Source organism: Bradyrhizobium sp. WSM4873 (genome assembly GCF_055811355.1).
The window spans coordinates 166,633-185,551 of record NZ_JBVVPS010000013.1; the positions used below are offsets into that span (position 1 = coordinate 166,633).

Here is an 18,919-nt window from a genome sequence, read left to right on the forward strand (position 1 = left end):
GACGCCAGTGCGGTGCCTCACTTTCGGAACGGCGGCCCTTCGGCCGTCGGGCAGACGTTTGGGGCGCGCGGACGGCAGTCGCGCGGAGGGGCAGCTACCATGGTCGACGTCACCGCGGGACAGGGCGTAGGCAGCACAAACGCTGGTTTCCCCACCCTTGCCGAGATCGGCAACATCCTCAAGCGCGGCGATATCGCGCTGGCGCTCGGCGTCCTCACCATCCTGGTGGTGCTGATCCTTCCGCTGCCCGCGATCGTGCTGGACCTGTTCCTGGCGATTTCGATCACGCTCTCGATCCTGATCCTGATGACGTCGCTGTTCATCCAGGCGCCACTGGAATTCTCCGCTTTCCCGACCGTCCTGCTGATCTCGACCATGCTGCGGCTGTCGCTCAACATGGCCTCGACCCGCCTGATCCTGTCGCACGGGCACGAGGGCACGGATGCCGCCGGTCACGTCATCGAGGCCTTCGGCAGCTTCGTGATGGGCGGCAATTTCGTCATCGGCATCATCGTCTTCGCCATCCTGATCATCGTCAATTTCGTCGTCATCACCAAGGGTTCGGGCCGTATCGCCGAAGTCGCCGCCCGCTTCCACCTCGACGCCATGCCCGGCAAGCAGATGGCGATCGACGCCGACCTCTCCGCCGGACTGATCGACGAGGCGGTCGCCAAGCAGCGGCGCAAGGATCTGGAAGACGAGAGCGGCTTCTTCGGCGCCATGGACGGTGCCTCCAAATTCGTCCGCGGCGACGCCATCGCCGGCCTCCTGATCGTCTTCATCAACGTCGTCGGCGGCATGATCATCGGCGTGGCACAGCAGGGCCTGTCCTTTGCCGACGCCGGCCGCAGCTACACGCTGCTGACCGTCGGTGACGGCCTCGTCACCCAGGTGCCGGCGCTGATCGTTTCGACCGCGGCCGGCTTGCTCGTCTCCAAGGCCGGCGTCTCCGGCGCCGCCGACAAGGCGCTGATGAAGCAGTTCTCCGGATATCCGCAGGCGCTGGCAATGTCCGCGGCGGTCATGCTGGTGCTGGCGGCCCTGCCGGGCATCCCGACCCTTCCCTTCCTGGCGCTCGGCTCCGGCGCTGGCGCGCTCGCCTGGCACGCCCGCAACCGCAACCGCGCGACTGCCAGGGCTGAGGAAGTTGCGAAGACCGCACCTGCGCCGGGAACGCCGGGCGCAGCCGGCTCCGCTGCGGCGGAGGAGCCGATCTCCGCGGCGTTGAAGATCGACGACCTCAAGATCGAGCTCGGCTACGCCCTGCTGCCGCTGGTCAACGGCCCCGACGGCACCGACCGCCTCACTGAGCAGATCAAGGCCCTGCGCCGTTCGCTCGCGATCGAGATGGGTTTCGTGATGCCGGCCGTGCGCATCCTCGACAACGTCCAGCTCGAAGCCAACACCTACATCATCAAGATCAAGGAGGTCGACGCCGGCACCGGCAAGATCTGGCCGAACCAGTTCATGGTCATGGACCCCGGCGGCAGCCAGGTTCAGGTGCCCGGCATCCACACCACCGAGCCGACCTTCGGCCTGCCCGCGACCTGGGTCGATGCCAGCCTCAAGGAGGAGGCCTCGCTCAAGGGCTACACCGTCGTCGACGCCGCCACCGTGCTCTCGACCCACCTCACCGAGCTGCTCAAGGCCAACATGTCGGACCTGCTCTCCTATGGCGAGGTGCAGAAGCTGCTCAAGGAGCTGCCGAAGGAGCAGGGCGAGCTGGTCAAGGACATCGTGCCCGGACAGGTCACGGTCTCCGGCATCCAGCGCGTGCTGCAGCTGCTGCTCGCCGAGCGCATCTCGATCCGCGACCTCTCGACCATTCTGGAAGGCATCGCCGACTCGCTCGCCTTCTCGCGCAATCCCGCCACCATGGTCGAGCACGTCCGCGCCCGCCTGGCGCGGCAGATCTGTGCGCAGAACACCTCCTACAGCGGCTACCTGCCGCTGATTGCGCTGTCGGCGCGGTGGGAACAAGCCTTCGCCGAATCCATTATAGGCCAGGGCGAGGAGCGCAGCCTCGCGATGCAGCCCTCGAAGCTGTCGGAGTTCATGACCGGCGTGCGCGAGGCCTTCGAGCGGGCCGCGCGTGAAGGCGAGGCCCCGGTACTGGTCACCTCTGCGGCAATTCGTCCTTTCGTGCGTTCCCTGGTCGAGCGGTTCCGGGCCCAGACGACCGTGCTGTCGCAGGCTGAAATCCACCCCAGGGCGAGGTTGAAAACGGTCGGAAGCATCTGATTTGCCTTAAGAAGCCGTGTGTTTTTCGGCCACAGGCAAATGGTTTTTCAGGTTTTGGCGCCTCGCCGATCAACGGCCGGCAAGGCGCCTGACAGGCACATTACAGCTTTGAAATAATTGCCAAATTGCACGATCCAGGGCCGTTTTTGATCGCGGCTTCTCACGTCCTGTCACGCTCTTGTGATCGCCTCTTGGGAACGAATCCCCCCAATACTAGGTTGTTGGGCACCGGAAGCATGAACCTGCCCAAACACGCAGGCGACTACTTCGGGTAGATGGCGGCAGGAGCCTTCCATGAACCACTCGATTTACAGCGCAGATCGCTCGACCCACCTCAAGATCGTGGTTGTCGCGCTCGTTGCCGGCATCGCGGTGGCGGGTCTCGGGATCACCGCGCGTACGAGTTCAGACGAAGGCCTGACCCAGACCGCTCGCGTCATGAAGGCGGGCAAGCCGATCGCCATCACCAGCTCGAACGTTTCCCTCGTTCGCTAAGGAGATTTGAGTTTCAGGAATTCACGCGGCTCTTTATCAGCCCCCCCAAAGTCGCCACGTGGATATGTAGACGACCCCAACCCCAAGTCGACTACAGAAAGCGCCCGCCCCCCACGGGCGCTTTCTCATGTCTGGGGTATGCTCGATCACTTGCAGACGCGGGAACATCCTACCCACGTACCTGTCTCAGTAAGATCAAACACTTAGGCAATATATTTTCCATTGCCTTTCAATTCTCGATCTCGGGCGATTCATCTCTATTTCAGCGATGGCGTAGCTCAGTTGGTAGAGAGTTCGCCTGAGGAGCGAAAGGTCACGGGTTCGAGTCCCGTAGCCCAGACCAAATCTAACGCCCAGCTGGGCGCCTAGCTGGGCGTCCTCATTTTTGGTTACCTCGCTGGGTGACGTTAGACGTCGTAAATTGTTGATGTTGTCACCGACCATACATCGTAGTCAGAAATGGTCGAATTCGGATCATCGACCAATTTCAGCATGACGTCGATCGCCGCATATAGATTGCCTGCCTGTTCGCGAGATGCTCGTAAGTAAGCAGCATAGATACTCTGATTAAACAGCGCTTCAAGCTGACCTTTTGCGTTGTGGAACACGTAAGCTGACGGACGCGTGGGATTCCCTTGGAAGAAAGTGTTGGGTATCGCATCGATCGCTGACACGACATCAAGAAACCATGGCAAAGACATTCGGATCATCTGGCGGCAGCCCCACAGACGTCCGGGCGCGAATCCCCCGGCACTACTCACGGTAACACCGGGGGGCTTGGGCACGTAAAATATAATAGTCGCGTAGACCGCCCCCTAATTCGTCATTGCGAGCGCAGCGAAGCAATCCAGAATCCCTCCAAGGCGCCAGTCTGGATTGCTTCGTCGCAAGGGCTCCTCGCAATGACGGAGCGTGAGGTTGACGTCGCCCGTTCAATTCGCATCTCCATCGTAGACACACCTTCGCAGCCTCGCGGCTTGTTCGCCCGAGCTTTGATTGGTCGCCTCACCCTCACATGAAAGAGGGCGCAGGGAAGACCGGGTGCCGGCTGGCGCCCGCGGTCCACTGTGCGAAAGGCAGTAGCGAAATCTGCACAGCGGCATACAGGTGAAGCCAAAACATCCGGCCTTCCCTGCGCAGTGGCTTTACGGCTTATGTCGTGATCTCCCCGGGGAGCGATGCACTATTGCCCCCGTCGCCTTGCGGATGGCTGACGCGTGTGCCCGGTTGGGCAACCACATCACCACAAGACTTGACGCACAGACCCCGGGCGTCAGGACCACACGATTTTGCCGTACGCCGGTCACACCGGTCGTGTGCGCGACGCTTTCGCTCACGGTTGCCCGCCCTGCGAAACCCTTCGCGCCGATGTGACCAACGTCCACCGCCGTCCGGCCCGCGTTCGTGACGATCGCGATACGCCCCTCTTCCTTGGGCCGGAGTGAGGCGGAATATACGCAATTCCGAAATTCGGTAAAGCGGAATATTTTTGCTGGCGCGGGTTGACCGGCAGCTCGGGTGTTTTGCCCGACGGGCAACGCCAGGGCTTGTATGAGGCCATCATGTCTTGGCAACGGCCGTGCCTTCATGACTCGATCACTTCATCGGCCAACGCCACGAGGCGGTCCGGCGCCGTGACGCCCAGAGCCTTGGCCGTCTTGAGATTGAGGACGAGCACAAACTTGCTGGCCTGCTCGATCGGCAGGTTCGCAGGCTTTTCGCCGCCGAGGATCTTTGCGGCATAGATGCCGGCGCGGCGGAAGTCGTCGATCAGATCGGCCGAATAGGACATCAGAAGCCGGCGCGGCCCCATTCCGGATAAGTGCCGACCGTCGGTTTTCCCGGCGCCATCACCAGGGGCAAGACGCGGCGCATGTTGTTGTAGAGCAGCGGCTCGCCGGACACATAGAGGGCATCAACGCCATCTCGCATGCTCGCCGAAACCGCGGCCTCGACGTCATCGAGCCCACGAACTTCGTGTCGAGCAACCGAAAAACCGAGTTGACCAGCGACGCTTTGCAATGCGTTCAGCTCGATTGTGGCTAGAAGAGACGACGAACCGATAAAACCGAGCGCCTTCAGGTCCGGCACCAGCTCCTTGAACAGGTTGAAGCGCTTGCCGGTAAGTGCCTGCTCGCCGCCAACCGCACTCATCACATTGCCGGTCGCATGGCCGCCCGGGTGCACATAGCTTTCGGCGAATCCCGCTTTGATGGGATCGGCGGCATAGGATGTGAAGACCAAGGGCAGGTCGGGCAGCATCTTGTGCGTGACCGGCGCGGCGGCAGCCGAAGCAATGATGACGCGCGGCTTGAGAGCAGCGAGTTCAAGCGCAAGGGCGGGCAACCGGTCGAAGACACCGTCCGCGTAGCGCCAAGCAAAGGTGAAGTTGATGCCCTCGGTAAGGCCAGCCTCCCGCATGCCCTGACGGATAGCCACAATCCGATCTTCAGCGTTTTTTGCAGGTCCCGGCACCAGCACGGCGACGATCGGCAAGTCCGGCTGGGCACGCGCCACAAGAGGGAAGGCTACCGTCGCGCCCAGTATGGCAAGAAGCTCCCGCCGCCGCATGTCCACCCCCGAGATGTAACGAGCACTCTATCGGCTTCGTGGAGGTCCTGACCAGGAGATTGCGGTGATGCCGTTCGCAACGGCCCAGCCGGCGTTGGGTCAAAGCCTCGGCGGGCATTGCCTTCCTTTGCTTCCTTTCGCCCGGCTCATGGGTGCAGGGCCAGCTCAAACACGCGGCGCCCCATATGTCGGCGGCGGAGCCTGCACGGTCGGCGCGGCCGCAGCGAACAGCTCGTCCTTGTTGCCCGACAGCGGCGGATAGATGCGCTTGCGGTTGATGGTCTGCTTGGTTGCCTTGGCGGCCGCGCCGGTGGCGCGGACTTCGCGGTCCCACCCTTCCGTATAGAGCGCGCCCCAGCCGCCGAGATCGAGCACGGTCACGTACCAGTCGATCCGGAGCGGCAGCATCGGCAGGCCCGCGAGATCGGCGACCACATTGTGGCCGGCGAAGCGGCCCATGGGACGCGCGAACTGGCAGGACATCACGGTCGGATGCAAGCCGTCGACCACGCTCGAGGCGACATCGCCGGCCGCGAACACGCCGCCGACATCCGCAACCCGCATCATGGGATCGACGAGCAGGCGCCCAAGACGATCGCGTGCGTCCGGGAAGCTCGCCGCCAAGGGGCTCGCGCGCATCCCGGCACACCAGATCACCGTCCGCGTCGGAATGAACTCGCCCGAACTCAGACGCAGGCCGGCGGCCTCGACGGAGACGACGCGGACGCCAAACCGTGTCTCGACGTCGAGCGAGGCCAATGCCGTATCGATGACGGGACGCGCATGTGCGCCGATCGTGGCGCCCACCGCAGGATTGGGATCGACCAGGATGATGCGGCGGCTGCCGGTGATGCCGGCGCGCGCCAGCTTGTCGGGCATCTCGGCCGCGACCTCGATGCCAGTGAAGCCGGCGCCGACCACGACGATCGTCGAGCGCCCCGGCGCGGGCACGCTGCGTCCGAGCGAATTGAGATGATCCTGGAGGTGGAGCGCCGCTGCATAGGTGTCGACGTCGAAAGCATGCTCGGCAAGGCCGGGAATGTCGGGACGCATCACTTCGCTGCCGAGCGCCAGCACCAGCCGGTCATAAGTCAGCGTCTCGTCGCCGCCACCCGTCACCAGCGAAATCTCACGTCGTGCCGGATCGATGGCTTCGACCTCGCCGATCCCGTGACTGACGCCGATCGGATCGAGCAGTTGCGCCAGCGGAAGCGCGACCTCGCTGAGATCGGCCTCGTAATTGCGCACGCGGATGTTGTGATAGGGATTGCGGTCGACGACGCGGATCTCGATGTCGCCGCCAGCGCCGATCTCGTCGCGCTTGCGCGCGGCACCGATGGCCGCCCACAGGCCTGCAAACCCGGCGCCGAGCACGACGATACGCGCCATGTCCGTTGACTGCATTTCCCAAGAGGGCGACGACGAAGCGACGAACGATCAAGCCGTCTGACCGCGCAGACAGCTATAGCTCCATCCGGCCGGGCGGACCAACTGCCGTGGTACCGGCGCGCCGCACCAATTGTCGGCTCGGCTCAGGCCTCGCGCAGTTCCGACGGCGTCGCGGCAAAGCGCTTGCGGAAGGCGCGGTTGAAATAGGACAGATCGGAGAAGCCCGACGAATGCGCGATGTCGCTGATCTTGCGGGTCCTGGCACGGGGATCGCTGAGCAGCTTGCGCGCGTGCAGCAGGCGCTGCTCCAGCACGAATTCGGTGAAGGTCGTTCCGGCCTGCTCGAACAGGCGCTGGGCCTGGCGCGGGCTCAGGCCCGAGCGCGTGGCAATCTCGGACAGGCAGAGATCGTTGCGGCCAAGCGCAGCCATCACGTCGGCGCGCATGAGATCGAGACGGGCCGCCGCATGACCTCGCCCGCGCGCGAGACTCGCATGCTCGGCGTCGGTGCCGAGCAGGAGGCCGACAAGATCGACCATGTGCTGCGCGGTGAGGCGCTGGCCGACGGCGTCGAGATGCGGCGCGTGATGGGCGGCAAGGGAGTGGTAGCGGAAGATCGTCTCGGCGACCGCGCCGTCCGAGAGCACTTGCGACAGCTTGTCCTCGGCGCGCGGATTGATCTCGAGCAGTGCGCGGCGCGGCATGCGGATGGTGGTGAAGCGATCTTCCTCGGTGTGGCCGACGGTGCCGGTGATGCTCATGTCGACGAGCACCATCTGCGCCGGCGCAAGCTCCACGGCATGGCCGTTCTGCCCGACGCGGACGAGACCCGCATGCGCCGCGATCAGGACGAGATCGTCGCTGCCGTCGGCAAGGTGGCTCTGGGTGCGTGAATATTGCGCGGAGGCGCCTTCGGGAATGGCGAGCGCGATATTGTCGACCACGCTGACCTGGAGCCGGCAATCGATGCTGTCGCCTCGGCTCGGCCCGATATCCAGGCCGCAGGCCCCGAAAGTCCGCTCTCGCCAATGTTCGAAGGCCGGGCCGTGTGGCAGCCCCGCATATTGGTGAATGAAGATGCCCGACGTTTTCGCTGCATCCATCTGATTTCTCGCCCCTCTCCGGCACCATGATCGGGGGCGCCGACTGCAAATTCCGGGCATTTGACGCCGCGACAAGCGGAGAGGTTCAAATCGGGGGCGGATTCGGCTGGATTTGTCGGAAGACGACGGCAGGACGGACCGTGGCGACGGAAATTGATCAGCATTGCCACGACGATGTTGAAGCGTCCAATGCCCCCCGATGTCGTCCTGGACAAGCGAGCAGAGCGAGCGCCGATCCAGGACCCATTACCCCGAGATTGAGTGGTTGCTCACCCGTGTGGCCACCGCTCACTCTCGCAACAAGCTCTTGGGGTAATGGGTCCTGGCTTTCGCCAGGACGACAATGGAAACCTACTTCTTGGCGGGCGCCTGCGGCTGCGCGGGCGGCACGGTTTCGATCAGCTTGCCGGAAAACACCGGCGCCGAGGTCGGCTGGCCGTTCGGCGAGCCGCCCGCCTGCTCGACGGTGACGGCGTAGGTTGCGCCGTTGACGACGTCGGGATCGTACGAACCGAGCACCGGTCGTGCGGTGAAATCTCCGGCGCCGATCACGCCCAGCGAGCGCGGGCGCGGCAGCTTGTCCGAGATCAGCCAGAGCTCGAAACTCTTGCCGGGCTCCGGTGCGGCGCCGACCTTGCGCACGGTAAAATTCTTGGTCGCACCGTCGATGGTGAGGATAAAGGCGGGACCTCCGCCCTGGCCCTGCAACAGCGCGACATATTGCGACGACGGGAGCGGCGCCGGTGTCTTTACCTCGACGGTCTGGATGCGTGGCGCCGGTCGCAAGCCGCCCGGCAGCGCCTCGGGCTTGAAGATCTGAAGCGACAGCGTCACGAGCAGCGCGGCCGCGAGCGCACCGACGGCGGATGCGATGGTGCGCCAGCGCTTCACGCGGCCCTCGAGCCGGATCACGTTGCTGTTGTCGGCGACCGGCGGCGGCGGCGCACGCACGACCTCCGGGTCTGGCGCGTGGACCTGCGGCATGAAGATCGGCGCGACGTCGGGAAGCGCATCGGGCGCCGGTGGCGTCGTTTCGGGCTGCTCCGCTTCGGGAGGCTGCGGTACCGGTTGCTGCTTATTCTCCGACGCCACCGGCGGAGGCACGGTGTCGGGCGAGGAAAACTCCGGCACGGGTGGCGGCGCTGCGTCCGGCAGCGCTGGCGGATCCTGCGCAAAGCCCGTCCGCGCGAGCTCGGACCTGATGTTCTCCCACACGATCGGACGCGGCTCGATCGAGCCGACCATCTGGTTGAGGACGCCGAGCCGGAATGCCCACGCCTGCACGACGTCGGCGAACGCCTTGTCGACCGCCATCATGGTCTCGACCTGCGCGCGCTCGCCGGCGTCGAGCGTACCGAGCGCATATTCCGCGGCGAGCGCGATATGGTCCTCCGTATAGGCCATCACTTGCGGTCCAGATCCACCATCACCGTACGAGCTCTCATAGCCCGAATCTCAAAGGCCGAGACATTCGCGAATATCCATCATGCTGCGCCGAAGCCACGTCTTCACGGTGTTGACGGGCGCCGCGAATTTCTCCGCCAATTGCTCGCGGCTCCAGCCGTTGTAATAGGCGAGAAGCACGAGTCTCTGACGGTCCGGCTCGAGCCGGCCGATGCATTCGAGGAGCCGCTTCAATTCCTCGGTCATCTCCCGCCGCGCCAGCGGATCGGGGCTGTCGCTTGCGACTTCCATCGCCTGCGGCTCTTCCTCGATGGAGACTTCCGTCTTCTTGCGGACGACATCGATGGCGCGGTTGCGCGCAATCGACGCCATCCATGTGATCGGCGATGCGAGAGCGGGATTGAACTGGCCGGCGCTGTTCCAGACCTTGACATAGGTCTCCTGAATGACCTCCTCTGCGAGATCCTGTCGGCGCAAGATACGGAGCACGACGCCATAGAGTTTCGCGCGCGTGGCGACGTAGAGGCGCTCGAACGCGGCCTGATCGCCCTGCGCTACCGCCCCAATCAGCCCGACCAGCTCTGCTGGCGTCAGCATTCAGCCCCCCGATGTGCGGCCCGTCGCGTTCCGCGCAGGCCCTGGCACCCCGCCACCATAGCGCGCGGCAAAGCCGACCACCAAGGGGGCGCGGCGCCCCTCTGTGGACAGGACATGCGAAAACCCGGACCTTTGGGGTCCGGGTTCTGCAAATTCTCTCAAGTCTGGCGGCTAGCGTCTCAGGCGACGGCGCCCATGCGGGCCCGCATCAGGCCGATGCTGTCGAGATCGGCCTGCTCGCGGGCGTTTTCCTCGGCGCGTTCGCGGGCCTGATCGCGCTCGTCGAGGAGCTCGACCTTCTTCAGCTCCTCGAAGGCTTCGGCCAGCGCGGCCTTGGCTTCGTCGAGCTGGCCCTTCAGCTCGTCGGCCGAGCGGGTCAGGTTCTCACGACGCTGGATGGCAGCCTTGGCATAGGTCGGATAGGCGAAGTGCGAGGGATCGTTGATCCCGGCGCGCTCCTGCTCGGTCGAGATCTCGCGTTCAAGATCGGTCGACATCCGCTGGAAGTCGGCGATCATGGTCTCGATCTGGGTGACCCGGCGGCGCTTCTCGTCGACCTGAAACTTCTTCAGGCGGATGAGGGTATCACGTGACTTCATCGACTCGTACTCCCCAGAAGTCCCTTGGCTGCACGTGGGACAACACCGGTCTCCCCACAGGCCCGACAGGGGCCAAGACCGGCTCTGCTACTCTGTGGGATGGGATGATGACGGGACAAAGTTAGCGTTCCGTTTCCAAATCACCGAGGATTTGCGCCAACTGGCGGTAGCCGTCCGCCAACGATGCATTTTCGTCCTTGCGCTGGCGCAGGAAGGCCTCCAGCGGCTCGTGCAGGCGGATCGCCTCGTCGACCTCGGGGCTGGACCCGGCGCGGTAGGCGCCCAGACGGATCAATTCCTCCATGTCGGCATAGGTCGCCATCACCGCCCGCGCCTTCTGGATGGTCGGCCAGAACTGCGGGTCGGCCGATTTCGGCATGGTGCGGGAGACGGATTTGAGGATGTTGATGGCCGGGTAGCGGCCGCGCTCGGCGATCGAGCGCTGCATCACGATGTGGCCGTCGAGGATGCCGCGAACGGCATCCGCGATCGGCTCGTTATGGTCGTCGCCATCGACCAGCACCGTGAAGATCGCGGTGATGGCGCCCTCGCCCAAGCCCGGACCGGCGCGCTCCAGAAGCTTCGGCAGCTCGGTGAACACGGTTGGCGTGTAGCCCTTGGCGGTCGGCGGCTCGCCCGCGGACAGGCCGATCTCGCGCTGAGCCATGGCAAAGCGCGTCACCGAATCCATCAGACAAAGGACGTCCTGCTCCTCGTCGCGAAAATATTCGGCGATCGCGAGCGTCAGATACGCGGCCTGGCGGCGCATCAGCGCCGGCTCGTCGGAGGTCGCGACCACGACGACGGAACGCGCCAGGCCCTCCTCGCCGAGGTCGTCCTGCAGGAACTCCTGCACCTCGCGGCCGCGTTCGCCGATCAGCCCGATGACGCTGACGGCGGCATCGACGTTGCGCGCCAGCATCGACAGCAGCACCGACTTGCCGACGCCGGAGCCTGCGAAGATGCCCATGCGCTGGCCGCGGCAGCAGGTCAGGAACGTGTTCATCGCGCGCACGCCGAGATCGAGCGCCGCGCCGACGCGCTTGCGCGAGTGCGCCGGCGGCGGCGAATTGCGGTACGGCATCGGCGCCGGACCCTGAGGCAGCGGCCCCTTGCCGTCGATCGGCTCACCCAGCGCATTGACGACGCGGCCGAGCCAGGCCGCGCAAGGCCGCACCTGATTTGCCGCATTGGCGATGACGGCCTTGCAGCCGCGCCGCACGCCGTCGAGGCCGGCGAACGGCATCACGACGGCATTGTTGCCGGAGAAGCCGATCACCTCGCAGGGGATGGAACGGTTGCCGCCGGTCTCGATCACGAGCCGCGCGCCCACCGACATCGCATGGATCGGGCCGGCCACCTCGACCATCAGGCCGCGCACGCCGACCACACGGCCGTAAATATTGATGCCGTCAATGTCGCCGATCTGTTCGGCAAGAGCCTTCACGAGAGGGCCTTCATGAGGTGATCGCCTTCATAATCCCGGGCTTCGTGGCGAGAACCTTAAGTTTCGCCATATTTCTGAACGGCGCTTAACTTCGTGTTTACCCGCATCGTTAATCATTGCGTCACTGTCTTTGTGACTGAGCGTGGCTCCCCTTCAGAAGAAGGCTGAGTCGCGGGAGTCGGTTAGGCCCGTCTCTTAAAGTGGAACTTGAACGCAACCGGATAACGAAAGCTGCTTCGCACACAAGACCTTAGGGCGATTCGACGAAAATTGCATCTACAGGGCTTGCGTTCCAGAATCAGAATTTGTTAACCATCTGTTGTCAGGATCCGAATCAGTTGTTCAAAGGCGTTTTGTTGTGTGCCGCGAATGCGGCCGACCTGACGCCCAGGAGCGGCGACTATGGGGAACTGGCATGCGCGTTTTGCTGATTGAAGATGACAGCGCCGTCGCGCAGTCGATCGAGCTGATGTTGAAGTCTGAGAGCTTCAACGTCTACACGACCGATTTGGGGGAAGAAGGCGTCGATCTCGGTAAATTATACGATTACGACATTATCCTTCTCGACCTCAACCTGCCCGACATGTCCGGCTACGACGTGCTCAAGCAGCTCCGGGTCTCCAAGATCAAGACACCCATTCTGATCCTCTCCGGCCTCGCCGGCATCGAGGACAAGGTCAAGGGTCTCGGCGTCGGCGCCGACGACTACATGACCAAGCCCTTCCACAAGGACGAGCTCGTTGCCCGCATCCACGCGATCGTGCGCCGCTCCAAGGGCCACGCCCAGTCGGTGATCCAGACCGGTGACCTCGTCGTCAACCTCGACACCAAGACCGTGGAAGTCGGCGGCCAGCGCGTGCATCTGACCGGCAAGGAATACCAGATGCTGGAGCTGCTCTCGCTCCGCAAGGGCACGACCCTCACCAAGGAAATGTTCCTCAACCACCTCTACGGCGGCATGGATGAGCCCGAGCTGAAGATCATCGACGTCTTCATCTGCAAGCTCCGCAAGAAGCTCGCGAATGCCTCGGAAGGCCGCAACTTCATCGAGACCGTGTGGGGCCGCGGCTACGTGCTGCGCGAGCCGCACGAGGTCGAAGAGCGCATTCCCGCCTGATCCTGGGTTTTCCCGCGAGCCCTTCGGGGCTTGCTCCTCCCAGCCTGGACCCCGCCGCAAATGGCGGGGTTTTGTTTTTGGGGATGCGAGCGCGGCCTCATCGTCCCGCCGCCGTTGAACCGCTATCCTTCCCCCGCCGACGAATGGTCGCTGCACGATGGGGGAACGATGATCCTGCAATCACTGGCCGGCCTGCCCGCCTTCCTGGTCTATTTCTGCACCGGGCTGATCGCGATCGTGACGTACCTGTTCGTCTACACCCGCATCACGCCCTACAACGAATTCCAGCTGATCCGCGACAACGAGCCGGCCGCGGCGATCGCACTCGGCCTCAGCCTGCTGGGCTTCGTCGCGCCGCTGGTCAGCGCGATCGCGCATTCGGCCAATGTGCTGGACTGCCTGATCTGGGCGGTCATTGCCCTGATCGTGCAGATCATCGTGCTCTTTCTCGTCAGGATGCCGGTGCCGAACCTCCCGGCCCGGATCGCGGCCGGCGAGTTGGCGCCCGCGATCTGGCTCGGGCTGTCCTCGTTCGCCGCGGGCCTGCTCAACGCCGCCTGCATGATCTACTGACATGGCCGACAAACCCTCCAAAAAGGAGTTCGGCAAACGTCGGCCGGCGGCCGGACCGCCGCCTGCGCAACTGCTGCCGAAGCGCTCAGGCCGTGTCGCGCTGCTGGTGATGGGCACGATCGCGGTCGGCACCACCGCCTACACGCTGATGCCGCGGCAGACTTGCGAGCCCTCTGCTGCCGGGGCGATCGTCCCCGGGGCGACGGTCCCCGGAGCCGCGCCGGTGCAGGCGAGCACCGCCTGCAGCAGCAGAAGCAGTTCGTCTGGCGGCGGCGGCAGCTCGCGCTGGTCGTCGCGATCGAGCTTCTTCAGCAGCGACTCCTCGAGCCATTCCTCGTCCGGAACGTCGTCCGATTCAGGCTCCGGCGGCGTGAGCCGCGGCGGATTCGGCTCGTTTGGCCATGGCTTCTCTGGCGGCGGCTGACCCATGCAACGCATCGTCTGCCCCGAGCGCGACGACTGGCGGCAGACCGCCGAACAATGCGGCTTTGCCTTCCACACCATCGACGGCGAGCGCTATTGGGACGAGCGGGCCTACTACGCCTTCACGCTCGACGAGATCGAGCGCGGCATCGAGACGCCGACCGGCGAGATCGACGCGATGTGCCTGGAGCTTGCCGGCCGCGTGATCGGCGACGAGCGCCATCTGCAGCGCTTGAAGATACCCGACGCATTCTGGAGCTTGATCGCCGAGAGCTGGACACGCGACGACCGCAGCCTCTATGGCCGGCTCGATCTCAAATTCGACGGCAAGGGACCGGCAAAGCTGCTCGAATACAACGCGGATACGCCGACCTCGATCTTCGAAGCCGCGGTGTTTCAATGGACCTGGCTCGAACAGGCGATCGAACGGCGCATCATCCCGTCGCGGGCCGACCAGTTCAATTCCATCCACGAACGCCTGATCGAAGCATGGAAGCACATTGCCGCGGGGCGCCACGTCCATCTCACCGGCACGACGGGCAATGAGGAGGACGCCGGCACGCTCGCTTATCTCGAAGACACAGCACGCCAGGCGGGACTGACGACCACGCTGCTCGATGTCGAGGCGATCGGCTGGCGCGATGATACCGGCGGCTTCGTCGATCTCGACGACCGCGACATCGCGCTCGCTTTCAAGCTCTATCCCTGGGAATGGATGTTCCACGACAGCTTCGGCGCAAAGCTCAAGGACGCACAGACACGCTGGATCGAACCGCCGTGGAAGTCTGTGCTCTCCAACAAGGGCATCCTGCCGCTGCTCTGGGAGATGTTTCCGAACCATCCCAATCTGCTGCCGGCTTTTTTCGAGGACGATCCGCGGGCGGCCGAGCTCGGCAGCTCCTATGTGCGCAAGCCGCTGCTGTCGCGCGAAGGCGCCAATGTCACGCTGGTATCAGGCGGAATGCCGCTCGACGAGCAGGCAGGCCCCTACGGCGCCGAAGGATTCGTGCGGCAGGCGCTCGCGCCGCTGCCGAACTTCTCAGGCTTCTATACGGTGGTGGGAAGCTGGCTGGTCGATCACCAACCCTGCGGCCTGTCGATCCGCGAGGACGAGAGCCCGATCACCGGCAACGGCTCGCGGTTTCTGCCGCATGCGATTCTGTGAGGGATACCCTTCTTTCCTTCTGGGAGAAGGTCGCCGCGTAGCGCCGGATGACGGGTTCTATTCGCGAGTTCAAAGCATCAGTTGGATTCGCGGCTCGCGCATCGACAAAGGCCGGCACGGCGGCGGCGTGGCACAAAGTGCATAGAGACTTTTCGCTGCGACAGATCAGCTATGTCTTAAAAGGGTGCATTAAGACACTTATGCACCCTGAATAGCGCGGTAGCCTCTCTGAAATGGAGAGGGGACCGGTGCCGGGGCTCGTGCATATTGTTGACGACGACCTGTCTTTCCTGACGGCCATGGAGCGTCATTTAAGGCACGCCGGTTACGAGGTCGCCGTCTATACCTCGGCGCAGGCATTGCTGGACCGACTGCCGAGCGACAGCATTCCGAGTTGCATCCTTCTCGATGTGCAAATCCCCGACTTGGACGGCCCTGCCCTCCAAAAACAATTGGGCGAACTCGGCTCGACATTGCCGATCATATTTCTCTCCGGCTATCGCGACATTCCGATCACTGTGCGAACCATAAAAGCGGGTGCGCAGGATTTTCTGAGCAAGCCGGTAAGCTCAGAAGACCTTCTTCGCGCAATCGCCGGAGCCTTGGCACACCATCGATCGTCACGAGACCTACAGACCATGCTGAACATGGCTCGTGCTCGTCTCGCTAAATTGACGCCGCGCGAGCGACAGGTCTTCGACCTCGTCGTTCGGGGCAAAATCAACAAGCAGATCGCACACACGCTCGGGACGACCGAGCGCACGATCAAAGCTCACCGCCACGGCTTGATGGAGAAAATGCAGGTTCGGTCGTTAGCCGAACTGGTTTCTCTTGCCGAGCGGATCGGCGTCTTGGACGGCGCATCCGACGAGGGAGGAACGGCCTGACAACCCCACCAGTTTCCAGGTACCTGCCGCTCCGTTGATCTACGTCAACGACGTTGAGCTTTCGTCTTTCGTCTCTCCGACAGCAGACGACGTCACATCGTCCACCACGCGGCGACAGGCACCGCGCGGGCCGACGTCTATCGGTCTAGCATCGGTCCGTTAAAGCAAAGCAGCTTCGAACGCGCGGCAACATCACGGCGCCGATAGGCCCGGGCCATGCGTCTCACCACGCCGCTGCCACCTTCAACGACGGCGGCATCAATCCGCCCATCGGGCGGCCGGAGCGCGTCGGGTTGAGCTGATAGAGACCACGACGTTCGACGATCGGGCGGAACGCGTCGGTGATGCCGACGACGGATTCGGCGGCGCCCAACAGCAGCGTGCCGTCGGCTTCCAAAATCTTCGCCGTGCGCTCGAAGATCACAGCCTTGGTGTCCTGGTCGAAATAGATCAGCACATTGCGGCAGAAGATCACGTCGAACGTGCCGAGATGGGAGAAGTCCTGCAACAGATTGAGCTGGCGGAACTGCACCATGGCGCGGATGTCGGCATTGAGCTGCCAGACCTCGCCCGCTTGCGTGAAGTATTTCATCAGGTGCTGGATCGGCAGGCCGCGCTGCACCTCGAACTGGCTGTAGACGCCGGCCTTGGATTTCTCCAGCACCTCCTGCGACAGATCGGTGGCGACGATCTCGATGCGCCAACCGGCGAAGGCTGCGCCCATCTCCTTCACGCACATCGCGATCGAATAGGGCTCCTGTCCGGTCGACGACGCCGCCGACCAGATGCGCAGCGACTTGCGCGCCGCACGCGCCCGAAGCAGCCCCGGCAGGATCGTTTCGCGCAAATGATCGAACGGGATCTTGTCGCGGTAGAAGAAGGTCTCGTTGGTGGTCATCGCTTCGACCACGTCGCTTGCAAGCCGCCCGTCGCCGTTCCTGATCTTCAGCACGAGATCGGGAATCCCGGCGAGGCTCGCCTTGCGGGCCAGCGGCAGGAGCCGGCTCTCGACCAGGTACTGCTTGTCCGGGGAGAGATCGAGGCCGGAGCGCTCTTTCAGGAATTTGCGCAAATAGTCGTAGTCGACCGGCGTCACGAGCGGTCTCCCGCGAACAGGCGATTGACCCGGGCGCCGATCTGGTTGAGCGGCAGGATCGCCGCGCAGATGCCGGCATTGGCCGCCGCGCCCGGCATGCCCCAGACCACGCTGGAGGCTTCGTCCTGCGCGATCACGCTGCCGCCGGCGGCGACGATGTCCTTGCCGCCGCGCATGCCGTCCGAGCCCATGCCCGTCAGGATCACGGAGAGGATGGCGCCATGCCAGATGTCGATGGCGGAGGTGAACAGCGGATCGACCGCGGGCTTGCAGAAATTGACGGCGGGACCATCGTCGAGCGCGATCGCCACGTCGGCGCCGCTGCGCACGACGCGCATGTGCTTGCCGCCCGGCGCAAGATAGATGCGGCCCGGCTTCACCGGCTCGCCATCGACGGCCTCGGCCGCCGGCTTGCGGCTCGTGCGTGCCAGATGCTCGGCGAGAATGGTGGTGAAGGTCGGCGGCATGTGCTGGGTGATCAGCACCGGGACGCGGTCGATTACGGGGCCGAGCTCGGCGACGAGCGCCATCAGCGCCTGAGGACCGCCGGTCGAAGAGCCGATCAGCAACACCTTCGGTGCCTGGGTCGAGAACGGACGTATGGATAGCACCGAGGACGAAGACGGCGCATGCACGGCCGGAGCCGCCGCGGCCGCGGCAGGCCGCGCGACAAGCGGTCCACGTGCAGCCGGAGCCGGGCTTGCGGGCGCCAGCGGCGGGCTCGCAACCGCGGGCTTGCGGCGCAGCCGTGCGCCGAGGTGGCGGATTTTCTGGATCAGGTCGTGATGAAAGATGTCCGCAGCCGACGCCTCGCGCGTCGATTCCGGCTTCGGAATGTAGTCGGCCGCGCCGAGCGACAGCGCCTTGAAGCTGATCTCCGCGTTACGGCGGGTCAGCGTCGAAGCCATGATGATGACGAGATCGCGCTTCTTCGCCAGGAGTTGCGGCAGCGCCGAGATGCCGTCGAGCTCGGGCATTTCGATGTCGAGCACGGCAACGTCGGGGTTGATGCGTTCGATCTGGTTGACCGCCTCGAGCCCGGTGCGCAGCGAGGCCGCGACCTCCATGTCATGCTCGGCACCGACCCAGCGCGAGATCAGACCGCGAATGACGACGGAGTCATCGACGATCATCACCCGCAACGGTCCGGCTTCCCGCGACGAGCCCGGGGTCGAATTACCTGCGAACGCAACACTCATTTACTCACCAACTCAGACTGAAACGGTCAGTTGAAAACAAACGCCGAAGGAGCCGTTCAGCCTCCGGGCGGTCGCTCAGATAAGGCCGACTTCCTGGAATTTCGCCGTCACGATGTCCTTGTCGAAGGGCTTCATGATGTACTCGTTGGCGCCGGCGTGCAGCGCGCGCGCGATATGCGCGACGTCGTTCTCGGTGGTGCAAAACACCACCTTGGGCTGGTCTCCGCCGGGCATGCGCCGGAGATGGCCGAGGAACTCGTAGCCGTCCATCACCGGCATGTTCCAGTCCAGCAGGACCGCATCGGGCAAGCCGCGCTTGCAGGCCTCCAGCGCCTTCTCACCGTCCTCGGCTTCGAGGATCTGGAAGTCGAGGCCCTCCAGGATCCGGCGCGCAACCTTGCGGATGACGCTGGAATCATCAACGACGAGACAAGTTCGCATGTGAACCTCTGCTTCTCCCCCGTTTTCGGGGGCGCTTCCAATTGCAGGTACGTCGGCGATGCGCCGGCGTATCAGGCCGCCATCATCTCGGGCGCGAGCTCGAGGACGCGATCGACGTCGAGGACGACCATGAGCTGGCCGTCGAGACGGTGGACACCGCCGGCGAGCTTGG

At 64.1% G+C, this 18,919-nt stretch carries 19 protein-coding genes and 1 pseudogene; 7 read left to right on the forward strand and 13 right to left on the reverse strand.

Translation table 11 applies throughout. From position 1 onward, the window contains the following. Positions 1-99 precede the first annotated feature (99 nt). Both flhA and AC0L21_RS19220 read left to right on the forward strand, forming a co-directional pair. Positions 100-2,241 carry a flagellar biosynthesis protein FlhA gene (gene flhA, locus AC0L21_RS19215; protein ID WP_473263376.1) on the forward strand — a complete coding sequence of 714 codons (2,142 nt, stop codon included), beginning with the start codon at positions 100-102 and terminating at the stop codon, positions 2,239-2,241. Between the two features lie 294 nt (positions 2,242-2,535). Next, positions 2,536-2,736, forward strand: a complete 201-nt coding sequence (locus AC0L21_RS19220) for a hypothetical protein (RefSeq protein ID WP_007600553.1) — start codon at positions 2,536-2,538, stop codon at positions 2,734-2,736. Between the two features lie 407 nt (positions 2,737-3,143). On the opposite strand, the gene AC0L21_RS19225 is transcribed toward AC0L21_RS19220, so the two are convergent. The 9 genes from AC0L21_RS19225 to fliI form a co-directional block, all read right to left on the reverse strand. Further along, positions 3,144-3,497, reverse strand: a complete 354-nt coding sequence (locus AC0L21_RS19225) for a hypothetical protein (protein ID WP_473263377.1) — start codon at positions 3,495-3,497, stop codon at positions 3,144-3,146. 824 nt (positions 3,498-4,321) lie between these two features. Then, on the reverse strand, positions 4,322-4,528 hold the full coding sequence (locus tag AC0L21_RS19230) for an ABC transporter substrate binding protein (protein ID WP_473263378.1): 207 nt from the start codon (positions 4,526-4,528) through the stop codon (positions 4,322-4,324). Next, on the reverse strand, positions 4,528-5,307 hold the full coding sequence (locus AC0L21_RS19235) for an ABC transporter substrate binding protein (protein WP_473263379.1): 780 nt from the start codon (positions 5,305-5,307) through the stop codon (positions 4,528-4,530). The genes AC0L21_RS19230 and AC0L21_RS19235 overlap by 1 nt, the downstream gene beginning before the upstream one ends. Positions 5,308-5,472: 165 nt before the next feature. Beyond that, complete coding sequence (locus AC0L21_RS19240; protein ID WP_473263380.1) at positions 5,473-6,696, reverse strand: NAD(P)/FAD-dependent oxidoreductase; 1,224 nt, start codon at positions 6,694-6,696, stop codon at positions 5,473-5,475. A gap of 143 nt (positions 6,697-6,839) precedes the next feature. Then, positions 6,840-7,799, reverse strand: a complete 960-nt coding sequence (locus AC0L21_RS19245; protein WP_473263381.1) for a helix-turn-helix transcriptional regulator — start codon at positions 7,797-7,799, stop codon at positions 6,840-6,842. A gap of 351 nt (positions 7,800-8,150) precedes the next feature. After that, the gene (locus AC0L21_RS19250; RefSeq protein WP_473263382.1) at positions 8,151-9,203 is read right to left on the reverse strand and encodes an anti-sigma factor; all 1,053 of its coding nucleotides are present in this window, start codon (positions 9,201-9,203) and stop codon (positions 8,151-8,153) included. 51 nt (positions 9,204-9,254) lie between these two features. Continuing rightward, a complete protein-coding gene (locus tag AC0L21_RS19255; protein ID WP_473263383.1) occupies positions 9,255-9,800 on the reverse strand; it encodes a sigma-70 family RNA polymerase sigma factor in 546 nt (181 codons plus the stop codon). Between the two features lie 179 nt (positions 9,801-9,979). Further along, positions 9,980-10,399 carry a flagellar export protein FliJ gene (gene fliJ, locus AC0L21_RS19260; protein ID WP_007606301.1) on the reverse strand — a complete coding sequence of 140 codons (420 nt, stop codon included), beginning with the start codon at positions 10,397-10,399 and terminating at the stop codon, positions 9,980-9,982. Between the two features lie 121 nt (positions 10,400-10,520). Beyond that, positions 10,521-11,846 carry a flagellar protein export ATPase FliI gene (gene fliI / locus AC0L21_RS19265; protein WP_473263384.1) on the reverse strand — a complete coding sequence of 442 codons (1,326 nt, stop codon included), beginning with the start codon at positions 11,844-11,846 and terminating at the stop codon, positions 10,521-10,523. A gap of 415 nt (positions 11,847-12,261) precedes the next feature. Between fliI and ctrA the strand changes: the two genes are divergently transcribed. From ctrA to AC0L21_RS19290, 5 genes are all read left to right on the forward strand, one after another. Then, positions 12,262-12,963: a response regulator transcription factor CtrA gene (ctrA, locus tag AC0L21_RS19270; protein WP_007600544.1), complete on the forward strand. Its 702-nt coding sequence runs from the start codon at positions 12,262-12,264 to the stop codon at positions 12,961-12,963. Between the two features lie 168 nt (positions 12,964-13,131). Beyond that, positions 13,132-13,536: a DUF350 domain-containing protein gene (locus AC0L21_RS19275; RefSeq protein WP_473263385.1), complete on the forward strand. Its 405-nt coding sequence runs from the start codon at positions 13,132-13,134 to the stop codon at positions 13,534-13,536. Position 13,537: 1 nt separating this feature from the next. Continuing rightward, entirely contained in the window at positions 13,538-13,960 is a 423-nt protein-coding gene (locus AC0L21_RS19280) for a hypothetical protein (protein WP_473263386.1), read from the forward strand. A gap of 3 nt (positions 13,961-13,963) precedes the next feature. Continuing rightward, the gene (locus AC0L21_RS19285; RefSeq protein ID WP_473263387.1) at positions 13,964-15,124 is read left to right on the forward strand and encodes a glutathionylspermidine synthase family protein; all 1,161 of its coding nucleotides are present in this window, start codon (positions 13,964-13,966) and stop codon (positions 15,122-15,124) included. A 248-nt stretch (positions 15,125-15,372) separates the two neighbouring features. Then, positions 15,373-16,011, forward strand: a complete 639-nt coding sequence (locus tag AC0L21_RS19290) for a response regulator transcription factor (RefSeq protein ID WP_473263388.1) — start codon at positions 15,373-15,375, stop codon at positions 16,009-16,011. A 223-nt stretch (positions 16,012-16,234) separates the two neighbouring features. Here AC0L21_RS19290 and AC0L21_RS19295 read toward each other — a convergent pair whose 3' ends face one another. The 4 genes and pseudogenes from AC0L21_RS19295 to AC0L21_RS19310 form a co-directional block, all read right to left on the reverse strand. Then, on the reverse strand, positions 16,235-17,107 hold the full coding sequence (locus tag AC0L21_RS19295; RefSeq protein ID WP_473263389.1) for a CheR family methyltransferase: 873 nt from the start codon (positions 17,105-17,107) through the stop codon (positions 16,235-16,237). After that, a complete protein-coding gene (locus AC0L21_RS19300) occupies positions 17,104-18,306 on the reverse strand; it encodes a protein-glutamate methylesterase/protein-glutamine glutaminase (RefSeq protein WP_473263390.1) in 1,203 nt (400 codons plus the stop codon). Before AC0L21_RS19300 ends, AC0L21_RS19295 begins: the two co-directional genes overlap by 4 nt. Before the next feature lie 75 nt (positions 18,307-18,381). After that, positions 18,382-18,747, reverse strand: a complete 366-nt coding sequence (locus AC0L21_RS19305) for a response regulator (protein ID WP_007600538.1) — start codon at positions 18,745-18,747, stop codon at positions 18,382-18,384. 71 nt (positions 18,748-18,818) lie between these two features. Then, positions 18,819-18,919, reverse strand: a pseudogene (locus tag AC0L21_RS19310) (chemotaxis protein CheW); the annotation flags it as partial.